The organism is Pseudomonas sp. TMW22090, assembly GCF_022496665.1.
GTDB classification, from domain to species: domain Bacteria; phylum Pseudomonadota; class Gammaproteobacteria; order Pseudomonadales; family Pseudomonadaceae; genus Aquipseudomonas; species Aquipseudomonas gregormendelii.
Genome location: NZ_SCFH01000003.1, coordinates 244,139 through 256,709, shown reverse-complemented (window position 1 = coordinate 256,709; position 12,571 = coordinate 244,139). Strand labels below are relative to the sequence as shown.

Below are 12,571 nucleotides of genomic sequence, written 5' to 3'. Positions count from 1 at the left end.
GATCCTTCTCTGACCCAGTCCTGATTCGAGTGCGCCATGCCTGAACTGCCAGAAGTTGAAACAACGCGCCGCGGGATCGCGCCACACCTTGAAGGCCAGCGCGTCAGCCGGGTGATTGTGCGTGATCGACGCCTGCGCTGGCCGATACCCGAAGACCTCGATGTGCGCTTGTCCGGGCAGCGCATCGTGCTGGTGGAGCGGCGCGCCAAGTACCTGCTGATCAATGCCGAAGTTGGCACCTTGATCAGCCACCTGGGCATGTCCGGCAACTTGCGCCTGGTGGAGGCCGGCACCCCGGCGGCCAAGCATGAGCACGTGGACATCGAGCTGGAATCAGGCCTGGCCCTGCGCTACACCGACCCGCGACGGTTCGGCGCCATGCTCTGGAGCCTTGACCCGCTCAATCACGAGCTGCTGGTACGCCTGGGGCCGGAACCGTTGACCGAGCTGTTCGACGGCGAGCGCCTGTTTCAAGAGTCCCGTGGGCGATCCATGGCGGTCAAGCCGTTCATCATGGATAACGCAGTGGTGGTGGGGGTGGGCAATATCTATGCGACCGAGGCGCTGTTCGCCGCTGGAATCGACCCGCGCCGCGAGGCCAAGAGCATTTCCCGGGCGCGCTATCTGAAACTGGCCATCGAGATCAAGCGCATCCTGATCCACGCCATCGAGCGCGGCGGCACCACCTTGCGCGACTTTATCGGCGGTGACGGCCAGCCGGGTTATTTCCAGCAGGAATTGTTTGTCTACGGCCGTGGTGGCGAGCACTGCAAGGTCTGCGGAACCGGGTTGCGGGAAGTGAAGCTGGGGCAGCGTGCGAGTGTCTTTTGCCCTCGTTGTCAAAGTTGACTGGTCCTACGGGCTATAGTCTGTGTTCACTGCTCAGCCGAAGGACCGTGCCATGAATTCGTTTCGAACCCTAGTCGTCGTGTTGTTATTGAGCGTTGCAGCGCCAGTGCTGGCAGCCAGCAATGGCAGCGGCGACCCGCGCTACACCATCCAGAATCCCCCGGCCTACGCCATGATCGGCGACTTGCTGATCGCCCGACCCTTGCTGGTGGTGGCGACGGTGATCGGTGCCGGGGCGTTTGTAGTGTCGCTTCCCTTCACCGCGCTGGGCGGCGGCATTGGGGATGCGGGGCAGGCGCTGGTGGTGGACCCGGCGCGGGCAGCGTTTGTGCGGTGCCTTGGATGCATTGGGGAGGGGTTTGAGCAGCGGGAGTGAGGCCAGTTGCAACACTCCAGAAATCAGACCTTACCGGTAATCACCCGATACTTCGCCATCAACTGCTCTTCAGTTTCCGGATGTGCCTCATCCAGCGGAATGCAATCCACCGGGCACACTTGCTGGCACTGTGGCTCGTCGTAGTGACCGACGCACTGCGTGCACAGGTTGGGGTCGATCACATAGATCTCTTCGCCTTGGGAGATGGCGGCGTTTGGGCATTCGGGCTCGCAGACGTCGCAGTTGATGCAATCGTCGGTGATGATCAGGGACATGCTAACTCCAGCCAGGGTGGAAGACCCGGGCGCTATAAACCAATGCGCGCAATTGTGCCGTATTGGCGCTGCAGGAGCCAGCTTGCTCGCGATGGACGGGAGAGCGCCAAGTTTATCCAGGCAGCCCGCGCGTCATCGTTAACGTTCATCGCCAGCAAGCTGGCTCCTGCAGCCTGCGTTATTTCTTGAAGCGCTCGGTCAGGGCATCCGCCACCGCAGGGTGCACGAATTTGGTGATATCGCCGCCCAGGGCCGCAATTTCACGGACCAGCGTCGAGGAGATGAACGAGTATCGCTCGGATGGAGTGAGAAACAGGCTTTCCACATCCGGTGCAAGCTGACGGTTCATGTTGGCCAGCTGAAATTCGTATTCGAAGTCCGACACTGCGCGCAATCCACGGAGAAAGACGTTGGCGTTTTTCTCTTTGGCGAAATGCGCCAGCAGCGTCGAGAAACCGACCACTTCCACGTTCGGCAGATGCTTGGTGACCTCGCGAGCCAGCTCCACCCGTTGTTCCAGGGGAAACAAGGGGTTTTTCTTCGGGCTGGCGGCGACGGCAATGATCACGTGATCGAACAGGCGCGAGGCGCGTTCGACCAGATCGCCATGGCCCTTGGTAATAGGGTCGAAGGTACCTGGGTACAACACTCGGTTCATCGCGTCGTCCTGGCGGGAGTCCGTTGGGGAGTCGGATGGTATCGCAGCATTCCCGGTCGGCCAAGTCGCCTGTTGGGTAAGAAAGCACTATAGACGATGGGAATAGTCCTCGTTTTCACGGATTTTTTAAACGGTCGGCGAGCGCGGTGGCCAGTTGCGCGGTCAGTCCGTACACCGATAATTGAGGGTTTGCACCAATGCTGGTGGGGAATAGCGAGCCATCATGGATCGACAGGTTGCTGATCTGGTGATGACGGCCGAGGCTGTCGGTCACGGCGTTTTTCGGCTCTTCGCCCATGGCGCAACCGCCCATCACATGGGCACTGCCCAGGCGGGTGCGGTAGAGCTCCAGGCTCAAACTGTCGATCAGCTTGCGCGCTTCGGCCAGGGTTTTGACGTGGCGAGCATCGGCATGCATCGGCATCACTGCATTGGCGCCACCGGCAAACTGGATTTCGGCCATGCTGTGGAACGCCCGGCGCAAGCCGTCCCAGGCATAGGCAGAAACCTGATAGTCGAGCACCGGGGTGTCGTCACCGCGTAATTCGACGCTGCCGCCGGGACTGTCCGGGTGAAAGCCGTCACGTAGCAGCGCCAACATGGCGTGGGTGTGCGGCAAATTCTCCATGTGTCGGGAATTCTCTTCGCCGAAGCCGCCCAGCAGCGTGGTGGCGAGCGCCGGGTGCAGCGGTGGTACTTCCAGTTTGTAGGACATCTTGCCGCTGGTACCGTCCTGCCACTGGAAGTGATCGGAGTAGATCGACTGCGGAGCGCCGTAGAACGGGTTGATCACCTCATCGAACAGGGCGGCGGACATGTTCACCAAATGCAGGAACGTGCGTTTGCCCAGGCGCTTGTGCGGATCGGGGGCCGCGGAGCGCAGCAGTAGCGCCGGGCTGTTGATTGCGCCGCCGGCCAGTACGTAATGTCGCGCCTTGACCGTGATCGTCCTGCCCGTGGGCGCAACGCAGCGCTCATCCATCGCGACACAGCTCAGGCCGATGACCTTGTCGTCCTTGATCGAGAGCTTTTCAGCGCGAGCCAGATAGAGCAATTCACCGCCTTTTTCCAGGGTGGCGGGAATGGTCGTCACCAGCATTGACTGCTTGGCATTGGTCGGACAGCCCATGCCGCAGTAACCCAGGTTCCAGCAGCCACGAACGTTGCGCGGAATCACGTGCCAGCTGTAGCCCAGTTTTTCGCAGCCTTTGCGGATGACGTCGTTATTGGCGTTGGGCGGTACCATCCAGGGGGCGACCCCGAGCCGCTGCTCCATTTTCTCGAACCACGGCGCCATGTCGGCAGGGCTGTGGCCTTTTACGTCATGTTCCCGGGCCCAGTGTTCGAGCGTCGGGGGCGGGGTGCGAAAGCTCGATGTCCAGTTGATCAGCGTGGTGCCGCCCACCGCGCGCCCTTGCAGGATGGTGATGGCGCCGTCCTTGCTCATGCGGCCGATGCCTTCCTGATAGAGGCTGGCGTAGGCCTGGTCTTCGAGCATCTTGAAGTCGCTGCTGGTCTTGAGGGGACCTTCTTCGATCAGCAACACCTTGAATCCGGCGGCGCTGAGGATTTCTGCCGTGGTGCCGCCGCCGGCGCCGCTGCCGATGATTGCCACGTCGGCTTCCAGGGTCAGGTCCTCGGTCAGTTGCGAACCGTTGTAGGTTTTCCAGCCGCGGGCCAGGCCTTCACGGAACGGATCAGGTACGGGCATGTTCGGGTTCTCGTTATTGTTTTGGTTTTGTGATGAGGCTACCGACGCCTTCGCGAGCAGGCTCGCTCCCACAGGGTTACGCGATAAAGGTGGGAGTGAGCCTGCTCGCGATGGCATTCCCCCGGTCTCAGACAGCAGGCGGCCCCGGATACCCGCAATGTGCCCACGACTCCTGCCGGCTATACCAAGCCATCATCACCAGCTGCAGCAGTGAGCTATGGCCCATGCGCAGCAGGCTTAACGAACTGTTTTCCCAGCGATCAAGGAACTGCCGGACTTCATCGGCGCTGGCATTCTCCCAACTGCCCCAAACGCCGGTCAGCGGGCCGCGAGTGACGGTCAAGCCGAGCACGTCGAACAACTGCTGGGTCAGCTTGAGCATTTGCGGCGAGAGGTGATTGAGGCCGTTGTCCAGATTTTTCAGGGTGCTATCGACGGCTTGCGGCATTTGCTCGGTAGCCACCGCGCCTTCGAGCATCACTGGAATCAGTGCTCGCAAAAACATCAGGTCCCCTCGGCGCAGGATTGCGAAACCGCTGGCCGGCGTGCTTGAGGAGCAGCCGCTGAGGCTTGCGCCCAAACCGGCCGTGGCAAGGAAAGCCGTGGCGCCCAGGCTGAATTTCAGCAGGCCGCGACGTGATAGCGCGGGTGTATCGGACAGGCTGGGATTCATTATTGTTATTACCCGGCGATGATGTTTAGCGGATGAACAGCTTCTGGATGAGCTTCTGGATGGCCTTGCCATAAGGCGGATAGATCAGCTTCGCCGCATTGAAGCGCTGCTTGATCAAAACGCCCTTGGCTTTGCTGAACGTCAGAAAACCCTCGTGGCCGTGGTAATGGCCCATGCCGGATGCGCCGATGCCGCCAAACGGCATGTCGTCCTGTGCGACGTGCAGCAGGGTGTCATTGAGGCAGACACCGCCGGAGTGGGTTTCATGGAGAACGCGCTGCTGTTCGCCCTTGTTGTAGCCGAAGTAATACAGGGCGAGCGGGCGGGGGCGCTGGTTGATGTAGGCAAATGCTTGCGCCAGGTCCATATAGGGCACGATCGGCAGCAGCGGGCCGAAGATTTCGTCCTGCATCACGGTCATGTCATCGCTGACGTTGAGCAGCAGGCTATGGCTCATGCGGCGTCCCTGACCCTGCTCGAACAGCGGTATCAGCAGCGCGCCCTTGCTGGTAGCGTCGCTGATGTAGCCGTTGAGGCGCGCCAGTTGGCGGTCATTGATGATGGCGGTGTAGTCCGGATTGTCCGCCAGTGTCGGATAAAACCCGCGGACGGCCTGGCGATAGGCTTCAACGAAGCCACCGACCCGGTCGTGCGGCACCAGCACGTAGTCGGGGGCCACGCAGGTTTGCCCGGCGTTTAGCGTCTTGCCAAAGGCGATGCGCTCGGCGGCGTCTCTGAGCGGCACATCGTGGGACACGATCGCGGGGGATTTTCCGCCCAGTTCCAGGGTGACCGGCGTCAGGTTCTCCGCTGCCGCGCGCATCACGTGCTTGCCGATACTGGTGGCGCCGGTGAACAGCAGATGGTCAAAACGCAGCCGGGAAAATGCTACGCCAACATCAGCTTCACCGAGCACGACGCAGACCAGATCCTGGGGGAAAATCCGTCCCAGCAGTTCCTTTAGCAGCAATCCGGTGGCTGGCGTGGATTCGCTGAGTTTGAGCATCACCCGGTTACCCGCCGACAACGCGCCAACCAGAGGTCCAATGGCCAGGTACAGCGGATAGTTCCACGGCACGATCACGCCGACCACGCCCAAGGGCTGGTACACGACTTTGGCTGAAGCAGGCTGGAACGCAACTCCGACTTTGCGTCGCGAGGGCTTCATCCAGCCTTTCAGGTGCTGGCTCGCGTAATGGATGCCATGCAGGCTGGGCATCAGTTCAGCGAGCAGGGTTTCATCGGCGCTGCGGTGGCTGAAATCCTGGCTGATAGCGTCGATCAGGGCCTGGCGCTCAGTGCTGAGCAAATCCCTTAACGCTTTGAGCCATTGCTGACGCTGAGCTGCAGGAGGCATAGGGTTGGCAGCGTACGCAGCGCGTTGAGCTTCAAACAGGCTGCGTAGTTCTTCCAACGGCTGCTGCAGGTTTTGCAGGTAGGCGACGTCAGCGGTCATGGTCAGCTCCGGATTTTTATTTTACTGGATAACTTTCTAGAGTTTATGCTCTATAAAGTCAACTGACATCCTGGTGCAGCTTTGTTTTATCCGGTTGCGGATAGGCCGTAAGATGCTCTCCATCGCATTCCTGAATTAAAGCTCAAGCCATGGCCCCTCGGATAAAAACCAGCGAGCGCATCGTGCAGAACAGCCTCGAGCTGTTTAACCAGCAAGGCGAACGCAGCATTAGCACTAACCACATTGCTGCCCATATGGAGATTTCTCCGGGCAACCTCTACTACCACTTCCCTAACAAGCAGGCGATCATCGCCGTGCTCTTCAGTGAGTACGAAAGCCTGGTGGACAGCTTCCTGCGTCCACCCCAGGGCCGCGCTTCCACGGTGGAAGACAAGCGTTTCTACCTTAAGGAACTGCTGGCAGCCATGTGGCGGTATCGCTTCCTGCATCGTGACCTCGAGCACCTGCTCGACAGCGATCCGGAGTTGGCCGGGCGCTACCGACGCTTTTCCCAGCGCTGCCTGATCCATGGCACGCAGATCTACGCCGGCTTCGTCGAGGCCGGGATCCTGCGCATGGATAAGGTGCAGATCGAGTCCCTGACCCTCAACGCCTGGATTATCCTGACCTCCTGGGTGCGTTTTCTCTGCACGACGCGGGAAAATTCCAATCACTTGAGTGAGCAAGCCGTCAAGCGTGGGGTGTATCAGGTGCTGGTGCTGGAGGCGGGCTTCGTCACGGATCAGGCGCGTGATGAAGTCAATGCGCTGTACGAAGAATTTTATGTGCCGCTGGGTCAGGCGCTTGAAGAAGCGCATGAGGAATCACAACCGCTTTAATCACAGGAGCCCTTTATGCCTATTGCGCAGTTGATCAGCCCGCACGCGTTGGACCTGAAGAAGGAGCAGCCGGGGCTGGTGATCCTGGATTGTCGTTTTGCCCTGGAGGATCCGGACTACGGCCAGCGCAGTTACTCGGAGGGCCATATCGCCGGGTCGAGTTTTGCCGACCTGGAGCGGGATTTGAGCGGGACTGTCGTCAAGGGCGTGACCGGCCGACATCCATTGCCAAACCCCGAAGACATGATTGAACGCCTGCAGGCATGGGGCATCAATGCCGACAGTGAAGTCGTTCTGTATGACGACGGTCCTGGTGCGTTCGCGGCGCGGGCCTGGTGGTTGCTGGCCTGGCTGGGCAAGCGTGATGGCGTGTTCATCCTTGATGGCGGACTCAAGGCCTGGCATGCCGCCGGCCTGCCACTGAGCCTGGATGCACCCGGTAAAGAGCGGGGCACCTTCACCGGTGAGCCGGACGCCTCGTTGGTGCTGAGCTGCGAACAATTGCAGCAGCGTCTCGACCAGCCGGCCATGACTTTGCTCGATGCTCGTGCCCTGGCTCGTTTCAAGGGCGAAGTGGAGCCGATCGATCCGGTGGCGGGGCATATTCCCGGGGCGCAATGCGCAGCATTCACCGATAACCTGGGCGGCGACGGGCGATTCTTGCCGGCCGATCAGCTAAAGCAGCGCTTTGCGGCGAAACTGGCAGACCGTTCGCCGACGGAGCTGGTGGCCTATTGCGGCTCCGGGGTGACGGCGTGCCATAACCTGTTCGCCCTGTGCCTGGCGGGTTATCCGTTGGGAGCGTTGTATGCGGGGTCTTGGAGCGAATGGATCAACGATCCTGCGCGAGGCGTCGCCAAAGGCGAATAATCCTGTACCTGCAGGAGCGAGCTTGCTCGCGATGGAGATGAACGATAACGCGGGAAATCAGACACCCCGCGGCGCTCTCGGGTTTCTCGCGAGCAAGCTCGCTCCTACAGGGGATTTGCCAGCCACGCTGGGATGCGCCGCTCCAGGTAGTATCCCGGTTGCCTGATCGAACCCTCGACAAACCCGACATGCCCACCTGCGGCGTGCAATTCGAACTGGATGCACGGGGATAACTCGTCGGCTCGGGGCAGGCTGTGCGGGAATACAAACGGATCGTCAGCCGCCTGGATCATCAGCGTTGGCGTTTGGATCTGCCCGAGGAAATAACGGCTCGACGCTCGGCGATAATAATCTTCGGCATCGGCATACCCGTGCAGTGGAGCGGTCACCCGGCCATCGAAGTCCCAGAAAGTGCGCATGTTCTCCAGAGAGCCCAAGGCCGCCAGGGACGCCAGCCCATCTTCGCGCCCGTCATGCTGGAACTGGCGTTGCTTGTTCTTGATGTAGGCCAGCATTTCGCGCATGAAATGCGCCTGATAGACCCTTGAAAAACCCTGGCCGATGCGATCTGCACATTGATCCAGGCGAAAGGGCACCGATACCGCCACCGCACCCTGCAAGCCACTGTCACGGCCACTTTCACCCAGGTATTTGAGCAACACATTGCCGCCCAGGGAATAACCGACTGCGTACAACGGAGCGAGTGGCCGCCTGGCGCGCAAGTGCTTGAGGGTTTCGGCCAGGTCATCGCTGGCGCCGGAATGGTAACTGCGCGGCAACAGGTTCGGTTCCCCCGAGCAGCCGCGCCAGTTCAGTGCAACGCTGGCCCAGCCCTGGGCCGCCAGCGCCTTTTGCACGCCCGCGACATAAGGTGAATTGGAAGAGCCGGTCAGCCCGTGCAGGACCAGCACCAGCGGGGTGTCGGCGCCATGCGGGCCATGCCAGTCGAGGTCAAGAAAGTCACCATCCTCAAGCCACAGGCGCTCGCGCTCGCGTCCAATGTGGATGGTTTTACGCCACAGCGGTCCCCACAATGTTTGCAAGTGCGGGTTGCCAAGGCCGAAGGCGGGGCTGAAGCGTTCTGACGGAGGGTGCACGATTACTCTCGAGGCGGCGGTGCCTGCTTCCATTGAGGCAGGCACCTTTTCAGGCGGGTCGATTAACCGGCGATCTGTGCCATACGTTGCCACAACGCGTAGTACACCCGCCCGGATTTCTGCTCCCGATGCAGGCGCCAGTTGCCTGGCAAGCCAAGGCTGGATGGCGCGTTTTCGCTCTCGGTGTAGATCCAGGCCTCGTCGGCCAGCCACTGGCGCTCCTCAAGCAGGGTGCACACGGTTGGCAACAGGTTCTGGTTGAACGGCGGGTCGAGGAATACCAGGTCGTAGGCCACGGCGGCCTGGGTTTCCAGGTAACGCAAGGCGTCGGCCGTCTGGATTTGCCCGGTGGTGCAACGCAGCGTGCCCAGGTGCTCCTTGATGCTCGACACGGCAATGTTACTGGCGTCGAGCGCCTGGCCCAGGGCGGCGCCTCGGGACAATGCCTCGAGGAACAGCGCGCCACTGCCGGCGAAGGGGTCGAACACTTTCGCCCCGGCGACATAAGGCGCGAGCCAGTTGAACAGGGTTTCACGCACCCGGTCCGGCGTCGGGCGCAAGCCTGGTGCGTCGGGGAAGCTCAGCTTTCGGCTGCCCCATTCGCCGCCGATGATGCGCAATTGGTTCACGCCGTTATGCACGTTGTGAACAGGTTTTTTAGGGCGAGAACTGGCCATTAATGCTCCGGAACCCCGAGCGGTTGCTCGGCAGGTTTATCAGTAGGGGCCGGTAACGGCTTTTGCGGCACGGTCGGGCCAGCGCTGACGATGACCATTTTGTCCGTGCTCAGGTGTTTGTTCAATGCAGCCTTGACCTGCTCGACGGTCAGGCTTTGCGACTGACGCATGAAATCGTCCAGGTAACTCAGCGGAAGGTTGTAGAACCCCATGGCGCCCAGTTGGCCGACTATGTCGGCGTTACTGGCCGTCGACAGCGGGAAGCTGCCGGCCAGTTCGCGCTTGGCGTCGTCGAGTTCTTTCTGGGTTGGGCCGGTCTTGAGGTAGTCGGCGAGGACGTCCTGCACCAGTTTCAAGGTCCCTTCGCTCATTTCGGCGCGGGTCTGCAGGTTGATCATGAATGGGCCGCGTGCCTGCATGGGCGTGAAGCCGGAGTAGACACCGTAAGCCAGGCCGCGTTTCTCCCGGACTTCGGTCATCAGCCGAGTACCAAAACCGCCACCGCCGAGAATCTGGTTGCCCATGGACAATGCGGCGTAGTCCGGATCTTCACGGTCGATGCCCAGTTGCGCGAGCATCAGGTTGGTCTGCTTGGAAGGGAACTCGATGTGCCCGATGCTGGCCTGGGGCTCTGCCGGTTGCGCAATTTTCGCCAGTGCCGGGCCTTTTGGCAGGGCGCTGGACACTTGTGCGGCAATGGCCTCGGCATCGGCGCGAGACAGGTCTCCGACCAGGGCAATGACCACGTTGCCAGCGGCATAGGCTTTCTCATGGAAGGCCTTGAGTTGCGCCAGGGTAATTGCAGGAACGGTTTTCGCCGTGCCATCGCTCGAGTGGGCGTAGGGGTGGTCGCCGTAAAGACGGGTCATCAGCTCCAGGCCTGCGAGTTTGCCAGGGTTCTGCTTCTGGTATTCGAAGCCGGCGAGCATCTGGTTCTTGATGCGCGCAAAGGAGTCAGCCGGAAAGGTCGGTTTGCCCACTACTTCGGAAAACAGCTCCAGGGCCGGCGCGCGTTTATCTGCGGCGCTGAGGCTGCGCAGCGAGGCGAGCGCCATGTCCTTGAATGCACCATTGCCAAAATCGGCGCCCAGGCCTTCAAAACCCTGGGCGATAGCGCCGACGTCCTTGCCTGCAACGCCTTCGTTGAGCATGGCATTGGTCAGCAGGGCGAGGCCTGGCGCGTCGCCGTCCTGGCTGCTGCCGGCGGCGAAAATCAGGCGCAGGTCGAACATCGGCAGCTCGCGAGCCTCGACGAACAGCACTTTGGCGCCTTCGGCGGTGTTCCAGGTCTGCACATCCAGGGAGCGGTGGCTCGGCGCCTTGCCATCGAGTTCGGCCAGGGATTGCAGCTTCTGGCTGGACTTGGCCTTGTCGAGGGCCTCGCTGGCTGTCGAGTCGTCGGGCCGCAGCAAGTAGACGGTCGCGGAGCCGATCAGCGCGACAACGACGAGGCCGATCAGCGCCAGGCGCGGTTTTTTACGCTCACTCATGAGTCGTCTCCTGTGGCAGTACGTGGGCGACGCTGAGACGTTCGCGGGTGAAATACAGCTTGGCGGCCTTCTGGATGTCTTGCGGGGTCACGCTTTCCAGGTCGGCGAGTTCGGTGTCCATCAGTTTCCACGACAGGCCTACCGTTTCCAGTTGGCCAATGGAGGTGGCCTGGCTGGTAATCGAGTCGCGCTCGTAGACCAGGCCGGCGATGACCTGTGCGCGCACCCGCTCCAGCTCTTCAGTGGCAGGTGCGGTGGTTTTCAACTGGTCGAGCAGTTTCCACAAGCCGGCCTCGGCCTGGGCGATGGTTTTGTTTTTCTGGGTGTTGGGGGTCGCCGACAAGGTGAACAGGCTGTCGCCACGGGTGTAGGCGTCATAGCTCGACGAACCGCCGGACACCAGTTCTTCACCGCGTTCCAGTTGGGTCGGGATGCGGCCGCTGTAGCCGCCGTCCAGCAGGGCCGAGATCAGGCGCAGCGCGTTGACCGAGCGCTTGTCTTCAGCCGTGGCGATGCTCGGCACATTGAAGCCCAGCATCAGGCTCGGTAATTGGGTCTGCACGTGCAGGGTGATCTTCCTTTCACCGGGCTCGGCCAGTTCCAGAGGCTGCTTGGCTGACGGCACGTCACGCTTGGGGATCGGGCCGAAATAGCGCTGGGCCAGGGTCTTGACCTCGTCTGGAGTGACGTCGCCGACCACCACCAGGGTGGCATTGTTCGGCACGTACCAGGATTGGTACCAATGGCGCAGCTCCTCGACCTTCATGCGGTCCAGGTCGGCCATCCAGCCGATGGTCGGCGTGTGGTAGCCGCTGGCCGGGTAGGCCATGGCCTTGAAGCGCTCATAGGCCTTGGACATGGGCTTGTCATCAGTGCGCAAGCGGCGCTCTTCCTTGATGACTTCGATTTCACGGGCGAACTCGTCGGGTGGCAGGCGCAGGCTGGCCATGCGGTCGGCTTCAAGCTCGAAGGCGACGCCGAGGCGATCACGGGCCAGCACCTGGTAATAGGCCGTGAAATCGTCGCTGGTGAATGCGTTCTCTTCAGCGCCCAGGTCGCGCAGGATCAGCGAGGCTTCACCGGGGCCGATTTTTTCGCTGCCCTTGAACATCATGTGTTCCAGTGCATGAGACAAGCCAGTCTGGCCTGGTGTCTCGTAGCTGGAGCCGACCTTGTACCAGACCTGGGAAACGACCACCGGCGCTCGATGGTCTTCGCGCACTACGACCTTGAGGCCGTTGTCCAGGGTGAATTCGTGGGTGGGTTGGGGATCGGCAGCCAAGGCTGAGAGTGGCAGACAAACTGTGCTGAGCAGCAGGCCTGCAGCGCGGCGGGCAAGAGCATTCATTCGTTTTTAAACCTGTTGGGCGGCCCGCTTGGTCTTAGCGTCGGCGGGCGAGAGGGTGCTAGGATACTGATCCGTTTTAGCGGCGGCCACGCCTATCAGGCCTTGATGCTTGATCAGGTTGTATGGGTTCGCGACGGGAATTCGGCATTTATTGGCAGAGTTCTGCTTTTTCGCCGATTTTGCCGCATCAGTCCTGTGTTAAATCGTTTTCCTGAGGTGTCCCGTACACCTCTACAAAATGTTGCGCGTGAA

13 protein-coding genes are annotated in these 12,571 nt (G+C 61.1%); 4 read left to right on the top strand and 9 right to left on the bottom strand.

Features of this window, described 5'->3' with window-relative positions:
- Positions 1-36 precede the first annotated feature (36 nt).
- Positions 37-849 (top strand): bifunctional DNA-formamidopyrimidine glycosylase/DNA-(apurinic or apyrimidinic site) lyase, encoded by an 813-nt coding sequence (gene mutM / locus EQV97_RS10425; RefSeq protein ID WP_240888909.1) that lies wholly within the window; start codon positions 37-39, stop codon positions 847-849.
- A gap of 52 nt (positions 850-901) precedes the next feature.
- Positions 902-1,225 carry a hypothetical protein gene (locus tag EQV97_RS10420; protein WP_045059800.1) on the top strand — a complete coding sequence of 108 codons (324 nt, stop codon included), beginning with the start codon at positions 902-904 and terminating at the stop codon, positions 1,223-1,225.
- A 23-nt stretch (positions 1,226-1,248) separates the two neighbouring features.
- On the opposite strand, the gene EQV97_RS10415 is transcribed toward EQV97_RS10420, so the two are convergent.
- From EQV97_RS10415 to EQV97_RS10395, 5 genes are all read right to left on the bottom strand, one after another.
- Positions 1,249-1,500, bottom strand: a complete 252-nt coding sequence (locus EQV97_RS10415; RefSeq protein WP_028621174.1) for a YfhL family 4Fe-4S dicluster ferredoxin — start codon at positions 1,498-1,500, stop codon at positions 1,249-1,251.
- A 178-nt stretch (positions 1,501-1,678) separates the two neighbouring features.
- Complete coding sequence (gene coaD / locus EQV97_RS10410; RefSeq protein WP_045059801.1) at positions 1,679-2,158, bottom strand: pantetheine-phosphate adenylyltransferase; 480 nt, start codon at positions 2,156-2,158, stop codon at positions 1,679-1,681.
- 115 nt (positions 2,159-2,273) lie between these two features.
- Positions 2,274-3,869, bottom strand: a complete 1,596-nt coding sequence (locus EQV97_RS10405; RefSeq protein ID WP_240888908.1) for a GMC family oxidoreductase — start codon at positions 3,867-3,869, stop codon at positions 2,274-2,276.
- Positions 3,870-3,996: 127 nt separating this feature from the next.
- Positions 3,997-4,542: a twin-arginine translocation pathway signal protein gene (locus tag EQV97_RS10400; RefSeq protein ID WP_122841127.1), complete on the bottom strand. Its 546-nt coding sequence runs from the start codon at positions 4,540-4,542 to the stop codon at positions 3,997-3,999.
- Between the two features lie 25 nt (positions 4,543-4,567).
- Positions 4,568-5,998 carry a coniferyl aldehyde dehydrogenase gene (locus EQV97_RS10395; protein WP_240888907.1) on the bottom strand — a complete coding sequence of 477 codons (1,431 nt, stop codon included), beginning with the start codon at positions 5,996-5,998 and terminating at the stop codon, positions 4,568-4,570.
- A gap of 149 nt (positions 5,999-6,147) precedes the next feature.
- On the opposite strand from EQV97_RS10395, the gene EQV97_RS10390 reads away from it, so the two are divergent.
- Complete coding sequence (locus EQV97_RS10390) at positions 6,148-6,837, top strand: TetR/AcrR family transcriptional regulator (protein WP_240888906.1); 690 nt, start codon at positions 6,148-6,150, stop codon at positions 6,835-6,837.
- Positions 6,838-6,852: 15 nt separating this feature from the next.
- Positions 6,853-7,707, top strand: coding sequence for a sulfurtransferase (locus EQV97_RS10385; protein WP_240888905.1), 855 nt, complete (start codon positions 6,853-6,855; stop codon positions 7,705-7,707).
- Between the two features lie 104 nt (positions 7,708-7,811).
- On the opposite strand, the gene EQV97_RS10380 is transcribed toward EQV97_RS10385, so the two are convergent.
- From EQV97_RS10380 to EQV97_RS10365, 4 genes are all read right to left on the bottom strand, one after another.
- On the bottom strand, positions 7,812-8,804 hold the full coding sequence (locus EQV97_RS10380) for a hydrolase (RefSeq protein WP_240888904.1): 993 nt from the start codon (positions 8,802-8,804) through the stop codon (positions 7,812-7,814).
- A 62-nt stretch (positions 8,805-8,866) separates the two neighbouring features.
- Entirely contained in the window at positions 8,867-9,481 is a 615-nt protein-coding gene (gene rsmD / locus EQV97_RS10375) for a 16S rRNA (guanine(966)-N(2))-methyltransferase RsmD (protein ID WP_122841131.1), read from the bottom strand.
- Positions 9,481-10,971, bottom strand: coding sequence for a pitrilysin family protein (locus EQV97_RS10370; protein WP_122841132.1), 1,491 nt, complete (start codon positions 10,969-10,971; stop codon positions 9,481-9,483). Before EQV97_RS10370 ends, rsmD begins: the two co-directional genes overlap by 1 nt.
- The gene (locus EQV97_RS10365) at positions 10,964-12,319 is read right to left on the bottom strand and encodes a pitrilysin family protein (protein ID WP_045059810.1); all 1,356 of its coding nucleotides are present in this window, start codon (positions 12,317-12,319) and stop codon (positions 10,964-10,966) included. Before EQV97_RS10365 ends, EQV97_RS10370 begins: the two co-directional genes overlap by 8 nt.
- Positions 12,320-12,571 lie beyond the last annotated feature (252 nt).

Excerpts from the sequence above, each read along its gene's own strand:
- rsmD (WP_122841131.1), bottom strand. The coding sequence starts at position 9,481 with ATGGCCAGTTCTCGCCCTAAAAAACCTGTTCACAACGTGCATAACGGC.
- EQV97_RS10390 (WP_240888906.1), top strand. The coding sequence starts at position 6,148 with ATGGCCCCTCGGATAAAAACCAGCGAGCGCATCGTGCAGAACAGCCTC.
- EQV97_RS10365 (WP_045059810.1), bottom strand. The coding sequence starts at position 12,319 with ATGAATGCTCTTGCCCGCCGCGCTGCAGGCCTGCTGCTCAGCACAGTT.
- mutM (WP_240888909.1), top strand. The coding sequence starts at position 37 with ATGCCTGAACTGCCAGAAGTTGAAACAACGCGCCGCGGGATCGCGCCA.
- EQV97_RS10415 (WP_028621174.1), bottom strand. The coding sequence starts at position 1,500 with ATGTCCCTGATCATCACCGACGATTGCATCAACTGCGACGTCTGCGAG.
- EQV97_RS10420 (WP_045059800.1), top strand. The coding sequence starts at position 902 with ATGAATTCGTTTCGAACCCTAGTCGTCGTGTTGTTATTGAGCGTTGCA.
- EQV97_RS10400 (WP_122841127.1), bottom strand. The coding sequence starts at position 4,542 with ATGAATCCCAGCCTGTCCGATACACCCGCGCTATCACGTCGCGGCCTG.
- EQV97_RS10405 (WP_240888908.1), bottom strand. The coding sequence starts at position 3,869 with ATGCCCGTACCTGATCCGTTCCGTGAAGGCCTGGCCCGCGGCTGGAAA.
- EQV97_RS10370 (WP_122841132.1), bottom strand. The coding sequence starts at position 10,971 with ATGAGTGAGCGTAAAAAACCGCGCCTGGCGCTGATCGGCCTCGTCGTT.
- EQV97_RS10395 (WP_240888907.1), bottom strand. The coding sequence starts at position 5,998 with ATGACCGCTGACGTCGCCTACCTGCAAAACCTGCAGCAGCCGTTGGAA.
- coaD (WP_045059801.1), bottom strand. The coding sequence starts at position 2,158 with ATGAACCGAGTGTTGTACCCAGGTACCTTCGACCCTATTACCAAGGGC.
- EQV97_RS10385 (WP_240888905.1), top strand. The coding sequence starts at position 6,853 with ATGCCTATTGCGCAGTTGATCAGCCCGCACGCGTTGGACCTGAAGAAG.